17 protein-coding genes are annotated in these 20,105 nt (G+C 60.1%); 10 read left to right on the top strand and 7 right to left on the bottom strand.

Features of this window, described 5'->3' with window-relative positions; translation table 11 throughout:
- Positions 1-19: 19 nt before the first annotated feature.
- The 4 genes from MF268_RS09385 to MF268_RS25375 all read right to left on the bottom strand — a co-directional run bounded on the left by MF268_RS09385 (position 20) and on the right by MF268_RS25375 (position 6,600).
- On the bottom strand, positions 20-598 hold the full coding sequence (locus tag MF268_RS09385; protein WP_238370601.1) for a DUF924 family protein: 579 nt from the start codon (positions 596-598) through the stop codon (positions 20-22).
- A 108-nt stretch (positions 599-706) separates the two neighbouring features.
- The gene (locus MF268_RS09380; RefSeq protein ID WP_238370600.1) at positions 707-1,969 is read right to left on the bottom strand and encodes an MFS transporter; all 1,263 of its coding nucleotides are present in this window, start codon (positions 1,967-1,969) and stop codon (positions 707-709) included.
- 153 nt (positions 1,970-2,122) lie between these two features.
- Complete coding sequence (queA, locus tag MF268_RS09375) at positions 2,123-3,172, bottom strand: tRNA preQ1(34) S-adenosylmethionine ribosyltransferase-isomerase QueA (RefSeq protein WP_238370599.1); 1,050 nt, start codon at positions 3,170-3,172, stop codon at positions 2,123-2,125.
- A gap of 44 nt (positions 3,173-3,216) precedes the next feature.
- On the bottom strand, positions 3,217-6,600 hold the full coding sequence (locus MF268_RS25375) for a YhdP family protein (RefSeq protein WP_238370598.1): 3,384 nt from the start codon (positions 6,598-6,600) through the stop codon (positions 3,217-3,219).
- Between the two features lie 98 nt (positions 6,601-6,698).
- Between MF268_RS25375 and MF268_RS09365 the strand changes: the two genes are divergently transcribed.
- From MF268_RS09365 to MF268_RS09355, 3 genes are all read left to right on the top strand, one after another.
- Positions 6,699-7,160, top strand: coding sequence for a peroxiredoxin (locus MF268_RS09365; RefSeq protein ID WP_238370597.1), 462 nt, complete (start codon positions 6,699-6,701; stop codon positions 7,158-7,160).
- A gap of 667 nt (positions 7,161-7,827) precedes the next feature.
- The gene (locus MF268_RS09360; protein WP_238370596.1) at positions 7,828-9,186 is read left to right on the top strand and encodes a DUF5930 domain-containing protein; all 1,359 of its coding nucleotides are present in this window, start codon (positions 7,828-7,830) and stop codon (positions 9,184-9,186) included.
- Positions 9,140-9,682: a bactofilin family protein gene (locus MF268_RS09355; RefSeq protein WP_238370595.1), complete on the top strand. Its 543-nt coding sequence runs from the start codon at positions 9,140-9,142 to the stop codon at positions 9,680-9,682. Before MF268_RS09360 ends, MF268_RS09355 begins: the two co-directional genes overlap by 47 nt.
- 480 nt (positions 9,683-10,162) lie before the next feature.
- Here the strand turns inward: MF268_RS09355 and MF268_RS09350 are convergent, their stop codons facing one another.
- Together MF268_RS09350 and MF268_RS09345 are read right to left on the bottom strand one after the other, a co-directional pair.
- Entirely contained in the window at positions 10,163-10,714 is a 552-nt protein-coding gene (locus MF268_RS09350) for a peptidylprolyl isomerase (protein WP_238370594.1), read from the bottom strand.
- Positions 10,707-11,213, bottom strand: coding sequence for a peptidylprolyl isomerase (locus tag MF268_RS09345; RefSeq protein ID WP_238370593.1), 507 nt, complete (start codon positions 11,211-11,213; stop codon positions 10,707-10,709). Before MF268_RS09345 ends, MF268_RS09350 begins: the two co-directional genes overlap by 8 nt.
- A 127-nt stretch (positions 11,214-11,340) precedes the next feature.
- Between MF268_RS09345 and MF268_RS09340 the strand changes: the two genes are divergently transcribed.
- The 7 genes from MF268_RS09340 (at position 11,341) to MF268_RS09310 (ending at position 19,225) form a co-directional block, all read left to right on the top strand.
- A complete protein-coding gene (locus tag MF268_RS09340; protein ID WP_238370592.1) occupies positions 11,341-12,531 on the top strand; it encodes a phosphoglycerate kinase in 1,191 nt (396 codons plus the stop codon).
- A 113-nt stretch (positions 12,532-12,644) separates the two neighbouring features.
- Positions 12,645-13,538, top strand: a complete 894-nt coding sequence (locus MF268_RS09335; protein ID WP_238370591.1) for a fructose bisphosphate aldolase — start codon at positions 12,645-12,647, stop codon at positions 13,536-13,538.
- A 140-nt stretch (positions 13,539-13,678) separates the two neighbouring features.
- Entirely contained in the window at positions 13,679-13,978 is a 300-nt protein-coding gene (locus tag MF268_RS09330) for an FtsB family cell division protein (RefSeq protein ID WP_088632570.1), read from the top strand.
- A gap of 149 nt (positions 13,979-14,127) precedes the next feature.
- Entirely contained in the window at positions 14,128-15,141 is a 1,014-nt protein-coding gene (gene pdhA, locus MF268_RS09325) for a pyruvate dehydrogenase (acetyl-transferring) E1 component subunit alpha (RefSeq protein WP_238370590.1), read from the top strand.
- A gap of 1 nt (position 15,142) precedes the next feature.
- Positions 15,143-16,504: a pyruvate dehydrogenase complex E1 component subunit beta gene (locus MF268_RS09320; RefSeq protein ID WP_238370589.1), complete on the top strand. Its 1,362-nt coding sequence runs from the start codon at positions 15,143-15,145 to the stop codon at positions 16,502-16,504.
- A gap of 12 nt (positions 16,505-16,516) precedes the next feature.
- Positions 16,517-17,836, top strand: coding sequence for a pyruvate dehydrogenase complex dihydrolipoamide acetyltransferase (locus tag MF268_RS09315; RefSeq protein WP_238370588.1), 1,320 nt, complete (start codon positions 16,517-16,519; stop codon positions 17,834-17,836).
- A gap of 198 nt (positions 17,837-18,034) precedes the next feature.
- Positions 18,035-19,225 (top strand): MFS transporter, encoded by a 1,191-nt coding sequence (locus MF268_RS09310; RefSeq protein WP_238370587.1) that lies wholly within the window; start codon positions 18,035-18,037, stop codon positions 19,223-19,225.
- Positions 19,226-19,280: 55 nt separating this feature from the next.
- On the opposite strand, the gene cysE is transcribed toward MF268_RS09310, so the two are convergent.
- Complete coding sequence (cysE, locus tag MF268_RS09305) at positions 19,281-20,099, bottom strand: serine O-acetyltransferase (RefSeq protein ID WP_238370586.1); 819 nt, start codon at positions 20,097-20,099, stop codon at positions 19,281-19,283.
- Positions 20,100-20,105 lie beyond the last annotated feature (6 nt).

Here is a 20,105-nt window from a genome sequence, read left to right as displayed (position 1 = left end):
GTAAGTTACGGAAAAACAACTACTCTGCGGCCTGAAGCTCGCGCACGGTCTGTCCGTATCCGCCGGCAGACACATATTCTGTTTCGGAACCAGTTGGCGCGCGATCCAGCGCTTTGTTTCGATGTGGGAAACGACCAAACTTCCGTATCACCTGACGATGCGCCCGGGCATGCAGCAGATTCGACGCCCCTGTTTCGGGCATACGCTCGCACAACAAACGCACGCACCGGTCCTGATCGCTCAGGTTTTCGGAATGCATGAGAGGCAGGTAAAAGAACTGTCGCGCAGGCTCGTCGATCCTGAGATCCCAGTTCTTGGAAATCGACACTTTCGCCGCTGCCAGCGCCCATTTGTCGGTTGCAAAGGCAAGGTGCGAATTGCGGAACATGTTGCGGGGGAACTGATCGAGCAACACAATATAGGCCAAGGCGCCGCTGGGGTACGTGAGCCAGAGAGAGTATTTCCCCTCACCCGCGCCTTCCCACATGGATTTGAACTTTTCTGTAATGCGCGCGTCGAGGTCTTCGTCGACCTCGTACCATCCTTTTGGGCCTACATCGTCCAACCAGAAACTCAATACATCTTCAGGGCCAAGCATGGGTCCACTCCAGATCTGTTAAAACACCCTAATTCAATTCTGAGAGTATCGACTGTTTACACGAGTGTTACAGTAACAATTTGCGACAAGCACGACATAAATCCCAGCTTAAGAAGGGTTTTGTTCCTCTGTTTCGGTATCAATGGTGAATTCCTGCGCAATCTCGACGGCCATGGCGGTCGAGGCAGGCCACATCGGTGCGACGTTGCCAGCTTCTTCGACAGAGACAGAGGGCCGGACCGTGTTCCGGTAGAGCGCATAGAGCGCCAGCGCCGCCAGCAGGACCACAAGAAGCAGGAAATACCCTGCCGGTCCAAATATACGGTCCTCCATCAGCCAGCCGGTGATCAGCGGGCCAGAGATCGCGCCGACCCCGTTGATAAAGACCAGCCCACCCGAGGCCGCGGCCATGTCCTCATGCTCGAGGAAGTCGTTGGTATGGGCGATCAGCAACGAGTAGAGCGGGTTTGTGGTGCCGCCGATGACAAATGCGGCCACCAGAAGAAAGATGAATACGCCGCCGAATACCATGCCCAGCAGAGAGGCAACGGCCCCAAGAGCCGCAACGATAAAGATCAGAAAACGACGATCCATCCGGTCCGACAGCCATCCCAACGGGTACTGCATCAGCAGCGCGCCCACATAGAATGTCCCGACAAAGATCGAGATCTGCGGCACTGTAAGACCGGCCTTAGCCCCGTAAACCGCGCTCATCCCGAACTGGGCCGCAAAGACGCCGCCAAGCAGGAACATGCCGACACAGCCAAGAGGAGAGATACGCATGATCTCGGCCAGTGACTTAGGCTTGGTGGATTCGAAAGCCGGCGTCGGGCTGATCGACAGCAAAATCGGCGCGAAGGAAATCGAGATCAGCACCGAGGCGATGATGAAGGTTTCAAACCCCGACGGGTCGGCCACGATCATCAGTGCCTGCGACAGCACCACGCCAAGCATCATCACGATCATGTAAAGCGACAGTGCCTTGCCACGGTTGTCGTTATCGGCTGCGTTGTTGAGCCAGCTTTCAGCAGTCACATACACGCCCGAAAAACAGAACCCGATGACGATGCGGCCCAGCACCCAGTAGATCGGATGCGTAAGCAGCGGATAAAGAATCATCACGCAGGAAATCAGCGAGGCCAGCGCCGCAAAAACGCGGACGTGTCCAACGCGACGGATCATGTCGGGCGCCATACGCGACCCGCCGAGGAAGCCGACGAAATAGGCAGACATCACGAAGGAAAGCTCGAGTGTCGAAAAGCCCTCGATATCGCCGCGCACGCCCAGCAACGTACCCTGCAGGCCGTTGCCGATCATCAGGAGCCCAAGCCCCAGCAATAGCGCCCATGCGCTCGACAATACCTGAAACATCACACACCTCTGCTACACGCGGGGCTTCCAGTGCCCCTTGTCCGACTCATCCGCGGGGAAATCCCCTTTGGCCGCGACATACCAAGTCACAGTAGCGCCGCAACCCCAGAACTGACCGCGCGGTTTCACCCTGCACAACGGCGCGGGCGACGGTCAGCGCGGGATCAAAAGCGAGGAGTCGCCATAGGAGAAAAACCTGTATCCGGTTTTGACCGCATGGTCGTAGATAACGCGCATTTCTTCATAACCGATCAACGCGGATACAAGCATGAGAAGCGTGGATTTCGGCAGGTGGAAATTCGTCATCAGCGCGTCTGTCACGTGGAATTCGAAACCCGGGTAGATAAAGATATCGGTCTCGCCCCGCCACGGCGCGATTTCGCCACCGCGCGCCGCGCTTTCGATAAGGCGCAGCGCCGTCGTGCCGACGGGTATCACGCGCCCGCCACTCGCGCGCGTCGCGGCGATTTCGGCAGCGGCCTGTTCGCTGACCTCGCCCCATTCGGCGTGCATCTTGTGGGTGGTCACATCCTCGACCTTGACCGGCAGGAAAGTGCCCGCCCCCACGTGCAGCGTCACATGCGTGAATTCCACGCCGCGCTCTTTCAGTTGCGCCAGCAAGGCGTCGTCGAAATGCAGCGATGCGGTCGGCGCGGCCACCGCTCCGGGGACACGCGCGAATACTGTCTGGTAATCGGTCTTGTCCTGTGCATCCGCTGGCCGTTGCGAGGCGATATAGGGCGGCAGCGGCATCTGCCCGGCCTCTTCGAGCGCGGCGTCGAAATCGCCACCGGCAAGATTGAACCGCACGATGCCCTGTCCCTCTTCGACCCCGACCAGCTCGGCCGAAAGCGCGTCGGTGAAATGGATCGTCTCGCCGGGCCGTATCTTCTTCAGCGGTTTGATTAACCCCGTCCAGCAACCATCGGCGCGCGGTTCGAGCAGCGTCAGTTCGATCCGCGCTGCCGTATCACCCTGGGCGCCGCTGCGACGTCGCTGACCGGTGAGCCGTGCAGGGATTACCTGCGTATCGTTCAACACCAGCCGGTCTCCCGAGCACAGCCAGTCCGGCAGGTCGTGGACATGGGCGTCGTTGATTGTCCCGCGATCAGCCACCAAAAGGCGCGCCGAGCTGCGCGGCACAGCGGGGCGCAGGGCGATACGGTCATTCGGCAGGTCGAAATCGAAATCAGAAAGCTTCATGACGCCGCGCTATAGGCCCTGTCGCGGCGATTGACCACTGTCTCTTATCGCCCGCCCCCGGCCCCTTCGCCAAATCCGCCTGCCGGCGGTTTCGCAGTCGGCGCGTTCCTTGTCGCCGGGGTGGTACCGTCGGGCCTAGTCGGTGCAGGTGCGCGAAAGATCTCGCGGATCGCACCGGGGGCCAGTGCCGACAGAGGGTTGACCCCGACCTTCGGGTCCGCCGCCGGTCCCGTCAGGGTAAAGTTAAAGCCAAGCAGGCCTTCGCCCTTGCGTGTTAGCACCGATCCGATGGAGTTCAGCAGATAAACGGGCGAGATCACCCCCTGCATGTTCAGCAGCGCATTGCGCACATCGAATGTCCCGTCCATCGAGATACCAATCGACGGACCCACCGCGCTGGACGAATAAAGCGTGAGCTGCGACGGCCCGAGAAGAAACCGGGCATCGACTTCGGAGAATTGGATCCCCTGCCCGGTCATCTCGTCGAGGAGACCAATGACGCTGATCGAATTGAGCAGCGCGGCAATCGCCGGGGCGTCCTCGACCCGCGTGTTCTCGACCCTTAGCTGGCCGTCGAAATAGCCAGGCTGATCGGCTGGCACGAGGGTTAGTTCGAAACTGCCGTCACGCCCCTGTTTCAGAATACCGGCGGAGCGAAACACACCGCCCGCGTCTTGCGACAAGAGCCGGAAAGCGCTGCGCCCTTTTTGCGGCACCACGCGCCCGGTCACCGCAGTGCCGTCGTTCACCCGTCCCCGGAATTCGCCGTTCAGCCCGCCCGTCGTGGTGAAACTGCCGGAAAAGCCGGTCAGCGCCATGGTATCGGTGATCTGCAACCGGTCGAGCGACACCTCCATTGGGCTGGAGGCCCCGCCGCCACCGCCGCCGCCAGAGCCGAACTGGGCGCTGCGCATATCAAGCGTGCCGCCGTAGACGCGCAAAATCGGCGGGGCCTCTCCGCGTCCGACGAGATCGGCGCGCACGTTCAGCCAGCCACCCATCCGGACAGAGCCAAAACTGACCCGTTCAAGATCACCGTCACCGGTCAGGCTGACCGCTCCCTGCGCCGAGAGACCGGCGCCCTCGATGGACAGGCTTTCGACCTTGGGCGGCTGGCTCAGCGTTGCAGACAGGGTCAGCTTCCCGGCCGTGTCCGGCCCCTTGCGCCAACCGATCTGCGGCACGCGCAGATCCACCCCGACAAGTTCGGATTCGATGTTCAGCGCGGGCGGCGTGTCCGGCGCAAAGTCGATCGTGAAACCGGCATCGCCCTGCCCCGAAACGCTGCCCTTAGGCAATGCGATCCGGAACGTATCAAGCAGTTCTTGGGAAAGTTCGATATTGCCTTCGACTCGGCTTGCCTTGGGTGCCCCCTTGCCAATGGGCTGACGCCAGGCGACCGTCGCGGGCACGCCGTCAATCGCGCCATCGCCGGAAATGATGACCTGCCCCTGATCGCCGCGAATACGGAGCTTGTCCGCATTCACAACATGCTCGGGCACCAGAACCGAGCTTTCGACCTGTTCGATATTGCCGTCGAAATGGAATTCGACCTTTTCGAAAGGCGTGCCCTTCTTGAGCGGAGTCGCCAGTGTTCCGGTCAGCTCGATATTACCCTTGGCAAGGTCCACCGGAAGGGACGTCTTGTCCATCACCGAAAGCGGCGGCCGGTTCAGGAGCGACAGGGCGGCGGTGATCGGTCCGCTGCCCCGGAACCGAACGATGCCCGGCGCCGCCTCACGGATTCCGATGTCCGGAATGATAAAGGACGTCCCCGAGACATCCACCGCGCCGCCCTCGTCGGCGGTCACAATGCCGGAGCTCGCGGTCGCGACAAACCGGTTCTCTGCCAGCGTCGCCTGCCCCGAAGCGCCGGTCATCGTCGGCATGTGACGCTGGAACTTGACCTCGGCATCCTCAAAATCGAAATCGACGTAAACTTCCGGCTTCTGCTTTGGCTCGATCCGCAACGCGAGGTTCACGTCGCGCAACAGGCCGCTACGGACATTATCCGTGACCCATTTTCGCGGTTTGGCGGCGGCACCGTCGGGCCAGATCTCGATTAGCCTTTCGGGCGTCATTTCGTTCAGATGGGCGTCCATGGCGATCTGCCAGCCCTTGCTGCCCGCCGACATATGGCCCGACATATTCAACTCGCTCTCATCGTCGCCGATCAGCAATTCGCCCAGTTGCAGGCGGAACGGGTCGAGTTCGAGACGGAAATCGGCGCTGGCGCTGTCGATTTCAAGCGGCTTTTCATAAAGGTCAGCCGGTTGCAGCACCAGTTCGCTGAACCGGAATTGCCCCACCATTTCCTTGAGCACCTCGCCCTCGGCATTGCCCAAATAAGCGCGACCCTCGGCAAACCCCGAGCCCCAGGCGCTCGAAATCGAAAGTTCGTCGAATTGCAGCACCTGCCCCGCCGGATCATAGGTGAAATAGCTGCGGGCACCGTCAAAGGGGATCGGGCGCGCGTTGGGATTGGGCTGCACTGCCCCGGCCCCAATCTGAAGCGTCGCCGATAGGGGGCCGAGCTTGCCCCTCTCATCAACCTGCCCGCGAAGCGACCCCGAGATCGGCGCCCGCAGAACGCCCAGCCAGCCAAGCGCGACGCTTTGCGCGGCAATGTCGGGCGCCGCGATATCCCGGATCGAAATGCCGAAACGCGCGGCGACGTCACCGATGCGGCTGGTAAAATTCGCCTCGACCAGACCGGCCAGATCGCTGCCGCCCAGCAGGCCCGCGCTAGAGGATATCTGCAATTCGTCGCCGTCGCGGTCCATCGACAACTGCCCGCCATCAAGTGTCCATGCGCGGCCCTGAAACAGATCCTCGTAGCGCAGCGTGACCCCGTCGACGGAAACCGATGTCAGGGCGCTCAGCTTTGGCTGGCGCAGGGTCTGGGCCCATGAATCGAGAAGCTGCGGCAGGTTGGCCGCGCTGCGAAACGGCGTCGCGCCATCCCCGAAGAGCAGCGCCATCTTGCCATCGGCATCTCGGCGCAGGGTTGCTAGCACGCCCGACAGGTAGATCCGTTTCGGCTGGACACTACCCTTGAGCAAGGGCCGCATGGCAAGGCTGGCCCCCATTCGGTTCAGCCGGACGATCTCGCGCCCGCTGCCGTCGCTGATAGCGGTGTTTTGCAACCGGATTCGTGGCCTCCAGCCGGTGCCGAGCACGAATTCAAGCTCGTCGAACTCGATCTGAAGCGGCGCGAAATCCGCCTCGAAACGGTCCTCGATACGCTCCTGCACCCAAAACGGCGCGCTCATCGTCCGGCCGATCATCATGTAAACGCCACCGGCGGCGACCGCCCCGAGCAGGACAATGAAGACAAGCGATATCAGACAGGCTTTAAGGGCCAGTCTTCGCTTGCGCCGGGCGCCGCGCGGTGGCGGCTCCGGTGCATTCTGATCGCCCTCAGTCACGATAGCGCAACCCGTTCATTTCCGCCTGCACGCCTTTATTGTCGCCGATAACGCGTTATTATGAAATTCACATTTGTCCCAACTCGCGGAGCCATTCAATGCCCGACATCAACGATACCGCCCCTGATTTCACCCTGCCGAGGGATGGCGGCGGAACGGTCACACTGTCCGAGCTGCGCGGCTCGCCTGTTGTGCTGTTCTTCTATCCCAAGGACAACACCCCGGGCTGCACCAAGGAATCGATCGGCTTTTCAAGCGAAATGCCCGCCTTCGAAGCCGCAGGCGCGAAGGTGTTCGGCATCTCGAAGGACAGCGTGAAAAAGCACGACAACTTTGTCGAAAAACATTCGCTGACGACCCCTCTTTTGTCCGATGCCGAGGGCACGACCTGCGAGGATTACGGCGTCTGGAAAGAAAAGAAGATGTACGGCAAGACTTTCTGGGGGATTGAACGCTCGACGATCCTCATCGGGGCGGACGGCATGATCAAAGAGATCTGGCCCAAGGTGAAGGTCGACGGCCATGTCGACGAAGTGCTTGCGGCTGTGCGCGCCCTCTAGGTAATTACGTTGGATTGCACGTTGCGGCGGTTAAAGCTTCTTTAGTCTCAACGTTACACCTTGCCATGCGGACATACTCGCATGGCAAGAATAGCGGTCGATGGCCAACTAGACCGCTCATAGGCGATTGGCGCCGCCAGCGACGGCACAAAACTAGCGAAAGACTTGGGTTACTGACCAAAACAATTCGAACCCCGCCTGCCGAATTGGCGGGTAACCTCTCATGAGTTGGCTATTCGGGCGCGAACTTGCCCATCGCGGATGGAATTGATCTTATTTCGCGATCGATCGGATCAATTGAAGACAAAGCCTGACGAGCAATTCGTTTAAATGGCGCATGTCTTCCGCATCAATTGTAAGTAACAATTCATTAAAGCCGAATAATTCATTTAGTCCGCGTCGTTTCCGGCAGTTTCGACACCATCGCCGTGAATGGTAAACCACGCCGCGAAAAGCCGCTGAAGCACTTCGGTGGTTAACATGACATTAAAACTCATGTCCTTGCATCTCGGCGGTTTTTTGCCAATTTGCTCAAATTCCGCGCTTACCTGCCGGTGTTGCGGGATGGCCGCTTGCTCAACGGGTATCACGACGATATGCAATGGTCCGTGGTGCAAGCATTGGGGAATGCGCGCCAACTTGGGTGGGATGGGACAAGGAGCACAGCGTGCGGACACGGCTGGCAATCAAGATACACACAACGTTGGAAAGACTCTTTCCTGAACGACGTATCTTCCTCAAATCCGACTCTGATACGCGTTTTATCCGCCTCAAACCCGAAATTCAGCTTGTTGCCTATGCTGGCGTGACCGCAATCGTCGGCTGGACCATTGTCGCCACGGCCATCGTCGTTATGGACACGATCGGCGCGAGCAACTTCCGCGATCAGGCAAAGCTCGACCAGCAGCTGTTTCAGGACCGGCTGAACGCGATCAGCAGCGAGCGCGACATGCGCGCCGCCGAAGCCGTAGCTGCGCAGGAACGGTTCAACACAGCGCTGGCGCAGATTTCGCGCATGCAGTCCGAACTGCTGGCATCCGAAACCCGCCGTGATGAACTGGCCACCGGCATTGACGTGATCCAGTCCACCCTGCGCGACACGATGCAGGACCGCGAAGCCGCCCGCGAAGCGCTGGCCGCGCTGCAAGAGGAAACATCCGAAGAAACCAGCCGCGTCGCCAGCAGCTCACCCGAGCCGCTGAATTTCATGTCCGAGGCATTGGAAGAGACCGCGGTAGAACGCGACCGGATCTATGCCGACGCGCGTAACGCCATCGAGCAGCGCAACGAGATGGAACTGGAGCTGCGGCTGCTCGAAGAAAAGAACGATCAGATCTTTGGCCAGCTCGAAGACGCGATGGCCGTTTCCATCGTACCGCTGGACGAGATGTTCAAGAGCGCGGGTCTCTCGACGGACCGTCTGCTCGACCAGGTGCGCCGCGGGTACAGTGGCCAGGGCGGCCCCCTCACGCCGCTGACCTTCTCGACACGGGGCGAAGAACCCTCGGCCGATGAAATGCGCGCCAACAAACTGCTGACGCAGATGGATCTGCTGAACATGTATCGCATCGCAGCCAAGAAAGCGCCCTTTGCCAGCCCGATCCGCGACGCCGTTCGCTATACCAGCGGTTTCGGCTACCGGCGCGACCCCAAGACCGGCGGACGCCGCATGCATAACGGGTCGGATTTCGCGGGTCCGATGGGCACCAATATCTATGCCACGGCCGACGGTGTCGTGTCGCATGCGGGCTGGATGTCGGGCTTTGGCCGACTGATCAAGATCAAGCACGCCTTCGGGATCGAAACCTATTACGCTCACAACTCAAAGCTTCGTGTGAAGGTCGGACAAAGGGTCTCGCGCGGGGATCACATCAGTGATATGGGTAATACCGGTCGGGTCACCGGCACCCATCTGCACTACGAAGTGCGTGTGGACGGAACGCCCGTTAACCCCATGATCTACATCAAGGCTGCGAACAATGTTTTCAAAGAGCAAAATCAACGAGCCCGGCTCCAAGAGCGCTGACGAGTCCCACGCGTCCCCTGCCCCGTCCACGTCGACTGGTGCTCCTTCCGCAAGTGACTACAAGACCAGCTCGCCCAAGGCGAAACCGCCCGCGTCGACCCTGTCTGCCGATCTGCACATCACCGGCAACATCAAGACCAGCGGCGACATCCAGGTCGAAGGAACTGTCGAAGGAGACATTCGCGCGCACCTGCTGACCATCGGCGAATCCGCCACCATCAAGGGCGAAGTGACGGCAGACGATGTCGTCGTGAACGGCCGTATCGTGGGCCGTGTCCGTGGTCTCAAGGTTCGTCTCACCTCGACCGCCCGTGTCGAAGGCGACATCATCCACAAGACCATCGCCATTGAAAGCGGCGCGCATTTCGAAGGTTCCGTGCAGCGTCAGGACGACCCGCTGAACCCCAGCCGCTCGGGTGCCAAGCAGACCGGCAACCCGGCAGCAGCCGCAGCACCGCAACCCGCTGCCGCCGCGCCAAAATCGAACGCATCCTGATCGGCTAAGTAAACTGGGCTGCTGCTTGAACGAAGGTAGCCGTAATACGGATAAAAAGATGGCTGGTCCGCCCGCAAGGCGGCCGGCCTTTTTCGTTTGGGGACGTTTTGACACCGTTTTGGTCAGTAACCTGCACTAATTTCGGTCCTGCAAATGCCTGAAGCAACGAGCTACTCTTAGCGCGGGTTGTCGATGTTGAAGATGCCTTAACGCATTGCTCAAAACCGATGATCCGTCTTGAGCTCTGGCAGCCGGATCATTGACAGCGCGCAAATCGACCGCGAAACTTGCCCAAAGGGTGCTGGCAACCGTTAACCGGGACCATACGCGGGAAGCACTGCAGGAAAGCCATCGCGCGATTTAAGCCTCGCGGCTGTGCTCAGCAATCAGTCTTGATGCCGGTACGCATTCAAAGCAGGCAAGCCGGACACCTGAACTTTGAGCGTAATGCGCCGGAACCCCGCCCCGGCGCAAAAATTTTCATTCGGTAACGGTTACCTTGACCATGCGGTCCGGCTCACCGATCACGGCCCCGTTGGGGCCTTTGCCGCGCTTGATCGCATCGACAACATCCATGCCGTCGGTCACCCGACCCACGACCGTGTACTGACCGTTCAGGCTCGGGTAATCATTGAACATGATGAAGAACTGCGAATTGGCGCTATCCGGGTTCTGCGACCGGGCCATGCCGACGATACCGCGTTCGTAAGGAATGTCCGAGAATTCAGCTGGCAGGTCCGGGCGATCCGATCCGCCGGTGCCTGCTCGGCGCATGTCATCGCCAAGCTTGCCGAACTCCACGTCACCCGTCTGGGCCATGAAACCGTCGATCACGCGGTGGAACACCACGCCATCATAGGCCCCTGCCTCGGCCAGAGCGGTGATCTGCTCCACGTGCTGAGGCGCGACATCTTCCAGCAGGTCGATGGTGATCGTGCCCGAGTTTTCGCCCGCGACTTCGATCTCAAGGCCTGTGGCCAGCGCGGGCCCGGCGGCCAGCAGCACCGCAGCGGTCAGCGCAGGCTTAAACATCTGCGGCCACCTTGACGCTGATCATACGGTCAGGATCCGCTGGCGGCTCGCCCCGGGTGATCGCATCCACATGTTCCATGCCAGAAATGACGCGGCCATAAACCGTGTACTGACCGTTCAGGAAATGGTTGTCCTTGAAGTTGATGAAGAACTGCGAGTTGGCCGAATTCGGGTTCTGCGACCGGGCCGCGCCAAGGGTGCCACGGTCATGGGGCAGCTTAGAGAATTCGGCGGGCAGATCCGGGTGCTCGGAGCCGCCGGTACCAGCCATGCGGATGTTGAACCCGTCCTCCATATCGCCGTGCTGAACGTCGCCGGTCTGGGCCATGAAGCCTTCGATCACGCGGTGAAAGCAGACGTTGTCATATTCACCGGCGCGGGCCAGTTCCTTCATCCGCTCGGCATGTTTGGGGGCCACATCGGGCATGAGTTCGATCGTGACGGTGCCGTCTTTCAGCTCCATCAGGATCGTGTTTTCCGGGTCTTTGATCTCGGCCATCGGGCTCTCCTGTCTTTTAACCTTTGGCGGATTACCTAAGGCTCGCGGGCGGGAAAGCCAAGTGAACCATTGACCCGTGCCGCAAATGCAGGAAAAACCTTGCTGACACCAAAGGAAAGGGAGCGATATGGGCTGGAACACGCTGGACGATATGGATCTGAACGGCAAACGTGTGCTGGTGAGGGTTGATATCAACGTTCCGATGGAAGACGGGCGAGTCACCGACGATACCCGCATCCAGCGCATTGTCCCGACGCTTAAGGACATTCTGAAAGCGGGTGGCAAACCGATCCTGCTGGCGCATTTCGGACGTCCCAAGGGCAAACATGTCCCCGAGATGTCGCTGCGTCCGCTGGTCGAACCGATTGCCGCCGCGCTTGAGGCGCCGGTCATGTTCTGCGCCGATTGCCGGGGCGATGCCGCCCGCGCTGCTGTCGGTGCCCTGCCCGAGGGTTCTGTTCTGCTTTTGGAGAACACGCGCTTTCAGCCCGGCGAGGAAAAGAACGATGCCGAACTGGCGGCGGAATTCGCCGAGCTTGGTGATGTCTATTGCAACGATGCCTTTTCCGCCGCGCACCGGGCACACGCCTCGACCGAAGGCGTCGCACAACTGCTGCCCTCCTGCGCCGGTCGGCTGATGGAGGCCGAGCTTTCCGCGCTCGAATCCGCACTTGGCGACCCGGAACGTCCCGTTGTCGCCGTCGTCGGCGGCGCCAAGGTGTCGACCAAGCTCGATCTCCTCTCGAACCTGATTGAAAAGGTCGATGTGCTGGTGATCGGCGGTGGTATGGCCAATACCTTTCTTGCCGCCAGCGGCATCGACGTAGGCAAATCGCTTTGCGAGCACGACCTTGCCGATACCGCCCGCGAAATCGCGGCCAAGGCGGCCAAAACCGGGTGCGAGCTTCTCTTGCCGCGCGACGCGGTCGTTGCGCGCGAGTTTGCGGAAAACGCTCCGAGTGAGACCGTCAAGACCGAGGACGTGCCGGACGACGCGATGATCCTCGACGCTGGGCCGGATTCGGTATCGCATATCCTTCAGGTGTTCGAGCGCGCCAAAACCGTCATCTGGAACGGACCTCTGGGCGCCTTTGAGATCGCTCCATTTGACGCTGCCACCAATGCGGCCGCCAAGGCGGCGGCGGACCTGACCCGCGCGGGCAAACTGATTACCGTCGCCGGTGGCGGTGACACCGTGGCCGCACTGAACAAGGCCGGCGCGTCGGATGATTTCACATATATCTCGACCGCAGGGGGTGCGTTTCTTGAATGGATGGAGGGCAAAACCCTGCCCGGAGTCGCCGCACTGAAAGCGTGACGGAGGCAGTTAGCGCCACCAGCATTGAATCAAGGTCAGGCATTGCCTAAGACCTTGTGAACGATGGATTCCGGCCAAGAACGGCCTGCCCCGAAATGCGAGTGAAAAACATTATGTCCAATTCCGAACAGACGCAAAAGATGACCTCTGGCAAAGGCTTTATCGCGGCGCTCGATCAAAGCGGCGGGTCAAGCCCCAAGGCGCTGCGCCTCTATGGGATCGAGGAAGACGAATACAGCTCCGAAGCGGAGATGTTCGACCTGATCCATGCGATGCGTTCGCGGATCGTGACCTCTTCGGCCTTTACCGGAGAGCGGGTTATCGGTGCGATCCTGTTCGAAATGACCATGGATCGCGAAATCGGCGGCAAGCCGTCGGCTCAGTACCTCTGGGAAGACTGCGGCGTGGTGCCGTTTCTCAAGATCGACAAGGGCCTTGCAGACGAAGAAGACGGCGTTCAGTTGATGAAGCCGATGCCCGGCCTCGATGAACTGCTCAGCCGCGCCAAGGAGGCAGGGATTTTTGGCACCAAGATGCGTTCGGTGATCAACGCAGCCTCGGCGGAAGGCATCCGAAAGGTCGTCGATCAGCAGTTCGACATCGGCGAGCAGGTGCTCAAGCACGATCTGGTGCCGATCATCGAACCCGAGGTGACCATCAGCATCGCCGACAAGAAAGAAGCCGAAGGCATCCTGCTCGACCAGTTGCTGCGCCGTCTCGACGAGCTGCCGGAAAGCTTCAAGGTCATGCTCAAGCTGACCCTGCCCGAAACCGAGAATCTGTATCAGCCGTTGGTCAACCATAACCGGGTGATGCGGGTTGTGGCACTCTCGGGCGGGTACAGCCGTGAAGAAGCCAACGAGCGGCTCTCCAAGAACACCGGCGTCATCGCTTCTTTCTCGCGGGCGCTGACCGAAGGGCTCGACGCCAAGCAGAGCGACGAAGATTTCGACGCCACGCTGGATGAGACCATCGAAGGCATCTACACGGCCTCAAACGCAGGCTGATCGGCCCATCTGCGAAAAGCGGGGCGTAGGCGAAAAATGACGCCTGCGCCCTCATTTTTGGAAACAGGGGATTCACTTGGCGAATCACCTGTGTCATAGTGGATCAAGCGTTTACAAAAAGAGCGCATGAGAGGCAGCAGTTGACCCGTTCCACACGTCCCGGCTTAGGCGGTATCTTCTTTTTCGCACTGGCTTTTGCGCTGAGCGCCTATTTCACCTTTGCGGCCGTGCAGGGCAATTATGGGCTGTTCCGACGCGTGGAAATCGCCGCCGAGGCCGACACGCTCAGCCGCGATCTCGCCGCGCTCCAGTCGGATATCAAGGTGATGGAAAACCTCACCAAGCGGCTCTCCGACAACTACCTCGATCTGGATCTGCTCGACCAGCAGGCGCGCGACGTGCTTGGCCTGCTGCGCGCTGATGAGATCGTCATCCGCTGAACGCCCCCTCGCCTCTCTGTTTCGTAACAATTTTTCCAAATATCTGCCGGTCTTGCCGTGCGGGGTTTAAATTGCTCGCAACGCTCTATAATCTGCCCTATAGAATAGTTTAACACTAAACTATGTTTCCAGATGGGGAGTTCAGAGATATGGCCGCCCGAAAAACCACGAAGAAATCCGAGGTCTCCCCCGAGGAGATGTTATCCTATTATCGCGACATGCTGCTGATCCGCCGTTTCGAGGAGAAGGCCGGCCAGCTTTATGGCATGGGCCTGATCGGCGGCTTCTGTCACCTTTACATCGGACAGGAGGCCGTTGTTGTCGGACTCGAGGCCGCTGCCGAGGAAGGCGACAAGCGGATCACCTCCTATCGTGACCACGGGCATATGCTGGCCTGCGGCATGGACCCAAAGGGCGTCATGGCCGAACTGACGGGCCGCGAAGGCGGTTACTCAAAGGGCAAGGGCGGCTCGATGCACATGTTCTCGAAAGAGAAGAACTTTTACGGCGGGCATGGCATCGTGGGCGCGCAGGTGCCGCTTGGCGCCGGTCTGGCCTTTGCCGATCGCTACAAGGAAAACGGCCGCGTAACATTCACCTATTTCGGGGACGGCGCCGCGAACCAGGGACAGGTTTACGAAAGCTTCAACATGGCCGCCCTCTGGAAGCTGCCGGTGATCTTTGTGATCGAGAACAACCAGTATGCGATGGGCACGTCACAGAAACGCTCGACCTCAACCGATGAAATCCACAAGCGCGGTGAACCCTTTGGTATCCCCGGCGAGATGGTCGACGGGATGGACGTGATCTCTGTAAAAGAGGCCGGAGAGCGCGCGGTGGCCCACTGCCGCAAAGGCGACGGTCCCTACATCCTCGAAATCAAGACCTATCGCTACCGCGGTCACTCCATGTCGGACCCGGCCAAGTACCGGACCCGCGAAGAAGTGCAAAAAATGCGCGAGGAACGCGACCCCATTGAACAGGTCCGCGCCAAGCTGTTGAGCGGCAAGTCCATCACCGAGGACAAGCTGAAAGAAATCGACAAGGAAATCAAAGAGATCGTCAACGCCTCGGCTGAGTTTGCCAAGGAAAGCCCCGAACCTGCCGTCGAGGAGCTGTGGACCGACATCTATGCCACCGAAATTCCACAGGAGGTGAACTGAGATGGCAACCGAAATTCTGATGCCGGCCCTGTCACCAACAATGGAAGAGGGCACTCTGGCGAAATGGCTCGTCAAAGAGGGCGATACGGTTTCCTCGGGCGATATCCTCGCAGAGATCGAGACCGACAAAGCCACGATGGAATTCGAAGCAGTCGATGAAGGTATCGTCGGCAAGATCCTGATTGAGGAAGGCACCGAGGGCGTCAAGGTGAACACCCCCATCGCCGTAATGGTCGAAGAAGGCGAAAGCGCCGACGATATCGAGGTTTCCTCGGCACCTAAGGAAGAAGCCAAGCCCGACAACCCGGAGGAGAAGCCGGCAGCCGAGGCGCCTAAGTCGAAACCAGCGGACACGTCGCCCGACTGGCCGGAAGGCACCGAAATGAAGAAGCAGACGGTCCGCGAAGCGCTACGCGACGCGATGGCCGAAGAGATGCGCCGTGACGAGGACGTCTACCTGATGGGCGAGGAAGTCGCCGAGTATCAAGGGGCCTACAAGATCAGCCAGGGACTCTTGGACGAATTCGGCCCCAAACGTGTGATCGACACGCCGATTACCGAGCACGGTTTTGCCGGTGTCGCGGTTGGGGCGGCCTTTGGCGGGCTGAAACCCATCGTCGAGTTCATGACCTTCAACTTCGCGATGCAGGCGATGGACCAGATCATCAACTCTGCCGCCAAGACGCTGTACATGTCGGGCGGTCAGATGGGGGCGCCAATGGTCTTCCGTGGCCCGAACGGGGCAGCCGCCCGCGTGGCGGCGCAGCACAGCCAGGACTATGCCGCCTGGTTCATGCAGATCCCGGGCCTGAAAGTGGCGATGCCCTATTCGGCCTCGGACTATAAGGGGCTGATGAAAACCGCGATCCGCGATGCAAACCCGGTGATCTTCCTCGAAAACGAGATCCTTTACGGTCGCACTTTCGAGGTGCCGGATATCGACGATTATACCGTGCCGTTTGGCAAGGCCCGGATCTGGCGTGAGGGCGATGACGTGACGATCGTCAGCTTTGGCATCGGGATGCAATACGCGCTCGAAGCCGCCGACAAGCTGGCCGAGGACGGGATCAATGCCGAGGTGCTTGACCTGCGGACCCTGCGCCCGATGGATACGGATGCGATCATCCGGTCGGTCAAAAAGACCAACCGTTGCGTCACCGTCGAAGAAGGTTGGCCGCAGGGCTCGGTCGGCAGCTACATCAGCTCGGTCATCATGCAAGAGGCGTTTGACTATCTCGATGCGCCGGTGATCAACTGTACCGGCAAGGACGTCCCGATGCCCTATGCGGCAAACCTCGAGAAACTGGCGCTGGTGACCACCGACGAGGTGATCGAGGCGGTCCATAAAGTCACCTACCGGTAAGGAGCGCGCGAGATGCCTACGGAAATCCTGATGCCCGCCCTGTCCCCGACCATGGAAGAGGGCACGCTGGCGAAATGGCTGGTCAAGGAGGGCGATACCGTATCCTCGGGCGACCTGCTGGCTGAGATCGAGACCGACAAGGCGACGATGGAATTCGAGGCGGTGGACGAAGGCACCGTCGGCAAGATCCTCGTCGCCGAGGGCACCGAAGGGGTAAAGGTGAACACGCCCATCGCCGTGCTGCTGGAAGAGGGTGAAAGCGCCGATGATATCGGTGAGACCTCGGCTCCCGAAAAATCGGAAACCGCCGAGAAACCGGCCGAAAAGCCGGTACCGAAAGAGGCGCAAGCCGAACCGGAAAAGCCCGCCGCAAAGGCGCCCCCTGCCCCGGACAAGGATGGCGAGCGCATCTTTGCGTCGCCTCTCGCGCGTCGGATCGCTGCGGACAAGGGGTTGGATCTTGGCTCGATCAAGGGATCGGGTCCGCATGGGCGGATCGTGAAGGCAGACGTGGAATCCGCGAAACCGGGTGAGGCACCTGCACCGGCGGCCGAAAAAGCCGCTCCGGCAGCGGCGGCGGCCCCCGCCGCGATGGCGCAGGGCCCATCCACCGAAGCCGTGACCAAGATGTACGAAGGCCGCGACTACGAAGAGGTCAAGCTTGACGGGATGCGCAAAACCATCGCTGCGCGCCTGACCGAGGCCAAGCAGTCGATCCCGCATTTCTACCTGCGGCGCGACATCAAGCTGGACGCGCTGATGAAGTTCCGCGCTGATCTGAACAAGCAGCTTGAAGGTCGCGGTGTAAAGCTGTCGGTCAACGACTTTATCATCAAGGCCTGCGCTCTGGCGCTGCAATCGGTGCCGGATGCCAATGCGGTCTGGGCAGGCGACCGGATGCTAAAGCTGAAACCTTCGGACGTGGCGGTTGCAGTCGCCATCGAAGGCGGTCTGTTCACCCCGGTTCTGAAGGACGCAGAGATGAAATCGCTCTCGGCGCTGTCCGCCGAGATGAAAGACTTTGCCACCCGTGCCCGCGACCGCAAGCTTGCGCCGCATGAATATCAGGGCGGCAGCTTTGCCATCTCCAACCTTGGCATGTTCGGGATCGATAACTTTGACGCGGTGATCAACCCGCCTCATGGTGCGATTCTTGCGGTCGGGGCCGGTGTGAAAAAGCCGGTGATCGGAAAAGACGGCGAAGTGACCGTGGCAACGGTGATGTCCGTCACCCTGTCGGTCGACCACCGGGTCATAGACGGCGCGCTCGGCGCGCAGCTCTTGCAGGCCATTGTCGAGAACCTTGAAAACCCGATGGTCATGCTCGCCTGACCGGCACGACAGAACAGAAATCACCCCGGCCTTCCCGTCAGGCGGCCGGGGTTTTTCGTTTCCGCCCATGAGCCATGCAAAAGTCTCATGCCGCCCATGCACCGGGCACGCTTGCGATAGCGCCAACATTCTTTAGGTTCGAAATTGCTGCGCTGCGGAAATCCGCGACGGGCCTGCTTTCTAACCCCGGGGTTTCCGATGTCTCATTTCGACCGTCAGGCGCGGCTGACGATCCTGTCTCTTGCGATTGGTGCTTTTGCCGTTGGTGTCGCCGAATTCGCCGCGATGGGTCTTTTGCCCTATTACGCGCTTGATCTCGGAGTGAGCGAACCTGCTGCCGGACATGCGGTCAGCGCCTACGCCATCGGAGTTGTCATCGGCGCGCCGATTTTGGCCGTTCTGGGCGCATGGTTGGATCGCAAGACGCTGGTCCTCTTGCTCGTCGCTTTTTACGGGGTTGCAAATCTGACCTCGGCATTTGCGCCCAATCTGGATCTTCTCGTCGCGTCCCGGTTCCTGTCCGGTCTGCCCCATGGGACGCTGCTTGGGGTATCCATGTTGTTTGCCGCGCAGCTTTCCCCGAAGGGACGCGGCGCGGCCGCGATTGCGCAGGTTCTGACCGGGCTGACCATTGCCAACGTCATCGGCGTGCCCGCCGCGGGTGCAATCGGACAAAGCTTTGGCTGGCGCTGGTGCTTTGTGATCGTCGGCGCCGTGACAGTAATCTCGGCGCTGATGCTGTTCCGTGTCGCGCCCTCAGTGCCGCGCGACAAGACGTTGAACCCGCTGAGCGAGTTGAGCGCGCTGGCAAATCGCGACGTGCTGCTGACCCTGCTGGTCGCTGCAATCGGGTTCGGCGCGGTATTCGCCGTCTATGCTTACCTGTCTGCCGCGATGATCGATTCTGCGAATGCGCCGGTGTGGAGCATCCCGCTTGCCCTTTCCGCCTTTGGCATCGGCGCGACGCTGGGGAATTTTCTCGCCGGACGGCTTGCGAACTGGTCCCATTTCGGAGGCGCGCTTGTGCTGCTGATCGGCATGATCCTCGCCGCGCTTTTCTACACCGCTGTCGTGGGCAACTGGATGCTGATGACGCTGGCGATCCTGATCATGGGGATGACCGCCGGGCTGGTCATGCCCATCCAGATGCGGCTGATGGAGGTTGCCGGAACCGCACAGACACTCGCCGCCGCCATGAACCACGCGGCGTTTAACGCGGGCAATGCGCTGGGGCCGTGTCTTGCCGGTCAGGCGCTGGCGGCGGGTTATGGCTGGGGAGTTACCGGTCAGGTTGGTGCCGCTCTCGCTCTTGGCGGGATCGCGATGCTTGGGATAGCTTGGTACGCGGCAAAGCGCAATCCAAGGCTTGGTTTGCCGATAGAGGCGTGAACCTACCACGCGCTGGCATGAAAAAGGCCGCCCCGTAAGGCGGCCTTTTCAACGTTCAGTCAGAACAATCGCAGCCTTTAAGGCTTTGGTTCATGTTGGTCGCAGGCTGGTCGCAACCTGCGTCGCCCACGATCTTGGCTGGTACCCCGGCGACCGTCTTGCAAGCCGGCACATCGGCCAGAACAACCGAACCCGCGGCCACCCGGCTGCAATGACCGACGCGGATATTGCCAAGCACCTTGGCCCCCGCGCCAATAAGCACGCCATCGTCGATCTTGGGGTGACGATCTTCTTCTTCCTTGCCAGTCCCGCCAAGGGTCACCGAATGCAGCATCGATACGTTATCACCAACAACCGCAGTTTCGCCGATCACAATGGAATGGGCATGGTCAATCATTATCCCCTTGCCGATCCGGGCGTTTGGATGAATATCGACGCCAAATATTTCGGAAATGCGCATCTGGAAGAAATAGGCCAGATCGCGCTGCCCCTGCATCCAGAGCCAATGACCGACGCGGTAAGCTTGCACCGCCTGATAGCCCTTGAAGTAGAGCACCGGCTGCAGAAGCCTGTGGCAGGCTGGATCACGCTCATAGATGGCAACAAGGTCCGCTCGCGCGGCCTGAATTAACTCGGGCGTTTCCGAAAATGCCTGATCCGCGATTTCGCGCAGGATCGCCATCGACATTTCATTCGAGGACAGCTTGGCCGAGATTCGATACGAAAGGGCCTTGTCCAATGTCTTGTGATGAAGAATGCAGGCATGGATAAGCCCGCCCATCAAAGGTTCATTCTGAACCGCTTCGCGTGCTTCGCTTGTGATGCGATCCCAGACAGGGTCGACGCTTGCCAGTTTGGTACGGGTCTCAGCCATAGGTGA

The organism is Heliomarina baculiformis (assembly GCF_019966545.1).
GTDB classification, from domain to species: domain Bacteria; phylum Pseudomonadota; class Alphaproteobacteria; order Rhodobacterales; family Rhodobacteraceae; genus Heliomarina; species Heliomarina baculiformis.
Note: the sequence above shows the minus strand (reverse complement) of the source record. Positions and strands in the feature narration are given on the sequence as shown.

What these genes read in the sequence shown, in the direction of transcription:
- queA (WP_238370599.1), bottom strand. Translation starts at nt 3,172, where the DNA reads ATGAAGCTTTCTGATTTCGATTTCGACCTGCCGAATGACCGTATCGCC.
- pdhA (WP_238370590.1), top strand. Translation starts at nt 14,128, where the DNA reads ATGGCCGCCCGAAAAACCACGAAGAAATCCGAGGTCTCCCCCGAGGAG.
- cysE (WP_238370586.1), bottom strand. Translation starts at nt 20,099, where the DNA reads ATGGCTGAGACCCGTACCAAACTGGCAAGCGTCGACCCTGTCTGGGAT.
- MF268_RS09315 (WP_238370588.1), top strand. Translation starts at nt 16,517, where the DNA reads ATGCCTACGGAAATCCTGATGCCCGCCCTGTCCCCGACCATGGAAGAG.
- MF268_RS09385 (WP_238370601.1), bottom strand. Translation starts at nt 598, where the DNA reads ATGCTTGGCCCTGAAGATGTATTGAGTTTCTGGTTGGACGATGTAGGC.
- MF268_RS09340 (WP_238370592.1), top strand. Translation starts at nt 11,341, where the DNA reads ATGGGCTGGAACACGCTGGACGATATGGATCTGAACGGCAAACGTGTG.
- MF268_RS09365 (WP_238370597.1), top strand. Translation starts at nt 6,699, where the DNA reads ATGCCCGACATCAACGATACCGCCCCTGATTTCACCCTGCCGAGGGAT.
- MF268_RS09345 (WP_238370593.1), bottom strand. Translation starts at nt 11,213, where the DNA reads ATGGCCGAGATCAAAGACCCGGAAAACACGATCCTGATGGAGCTGAAA.
- MF268_RS09350 (WP_238370594.1), bottom strand. Translation starts at nt 10,714, where the DNA reads ATGTTTAAGCCTGCGCTGACCGCTGCGGTGCTGCTGGCCGCCGGGCCC.
- MF268_RS09380 (WP_238370600.1), bottom strand. Translation starts at nt 1,969, where the DNA reads ATGTTTCAGGTATTGTCGAGCGCATGGGCGCTATTGCTGGGGCTTGGG.
- MF268_RS09335 (WP_238370591.1), top strand. Translation starts at nt 12,645, where the DNA reads ATGTCCAATTCCGAACAGACGCAAAAGATGACCTCTGGCAAAGGCTTT.
- MF268_RS09310 (WP_238370587.1), top strand. Translation starts at nt 18,035, where the DNA reads ATGTCTCATTTCGACCGTCAGGCGCGGCTGACGATCCTGTCTCTTGCG.
- MF268_RS09355 (WP_238370595.1), top strand. Translation starts at nt 9,140, where the DNA reads ATGTTTTCAAAGAGCAAAATCAACGAGCCCGGCTCCAAGAGCGCTGAC.
- MF268_RS09320 (WP_238370589.1), top strand. Translation starts at nt 15,143, where the DNA reads ATGGCAACCGAAATTCTGATGCCGGCCCTGTCACCAACAATGGAAGAG.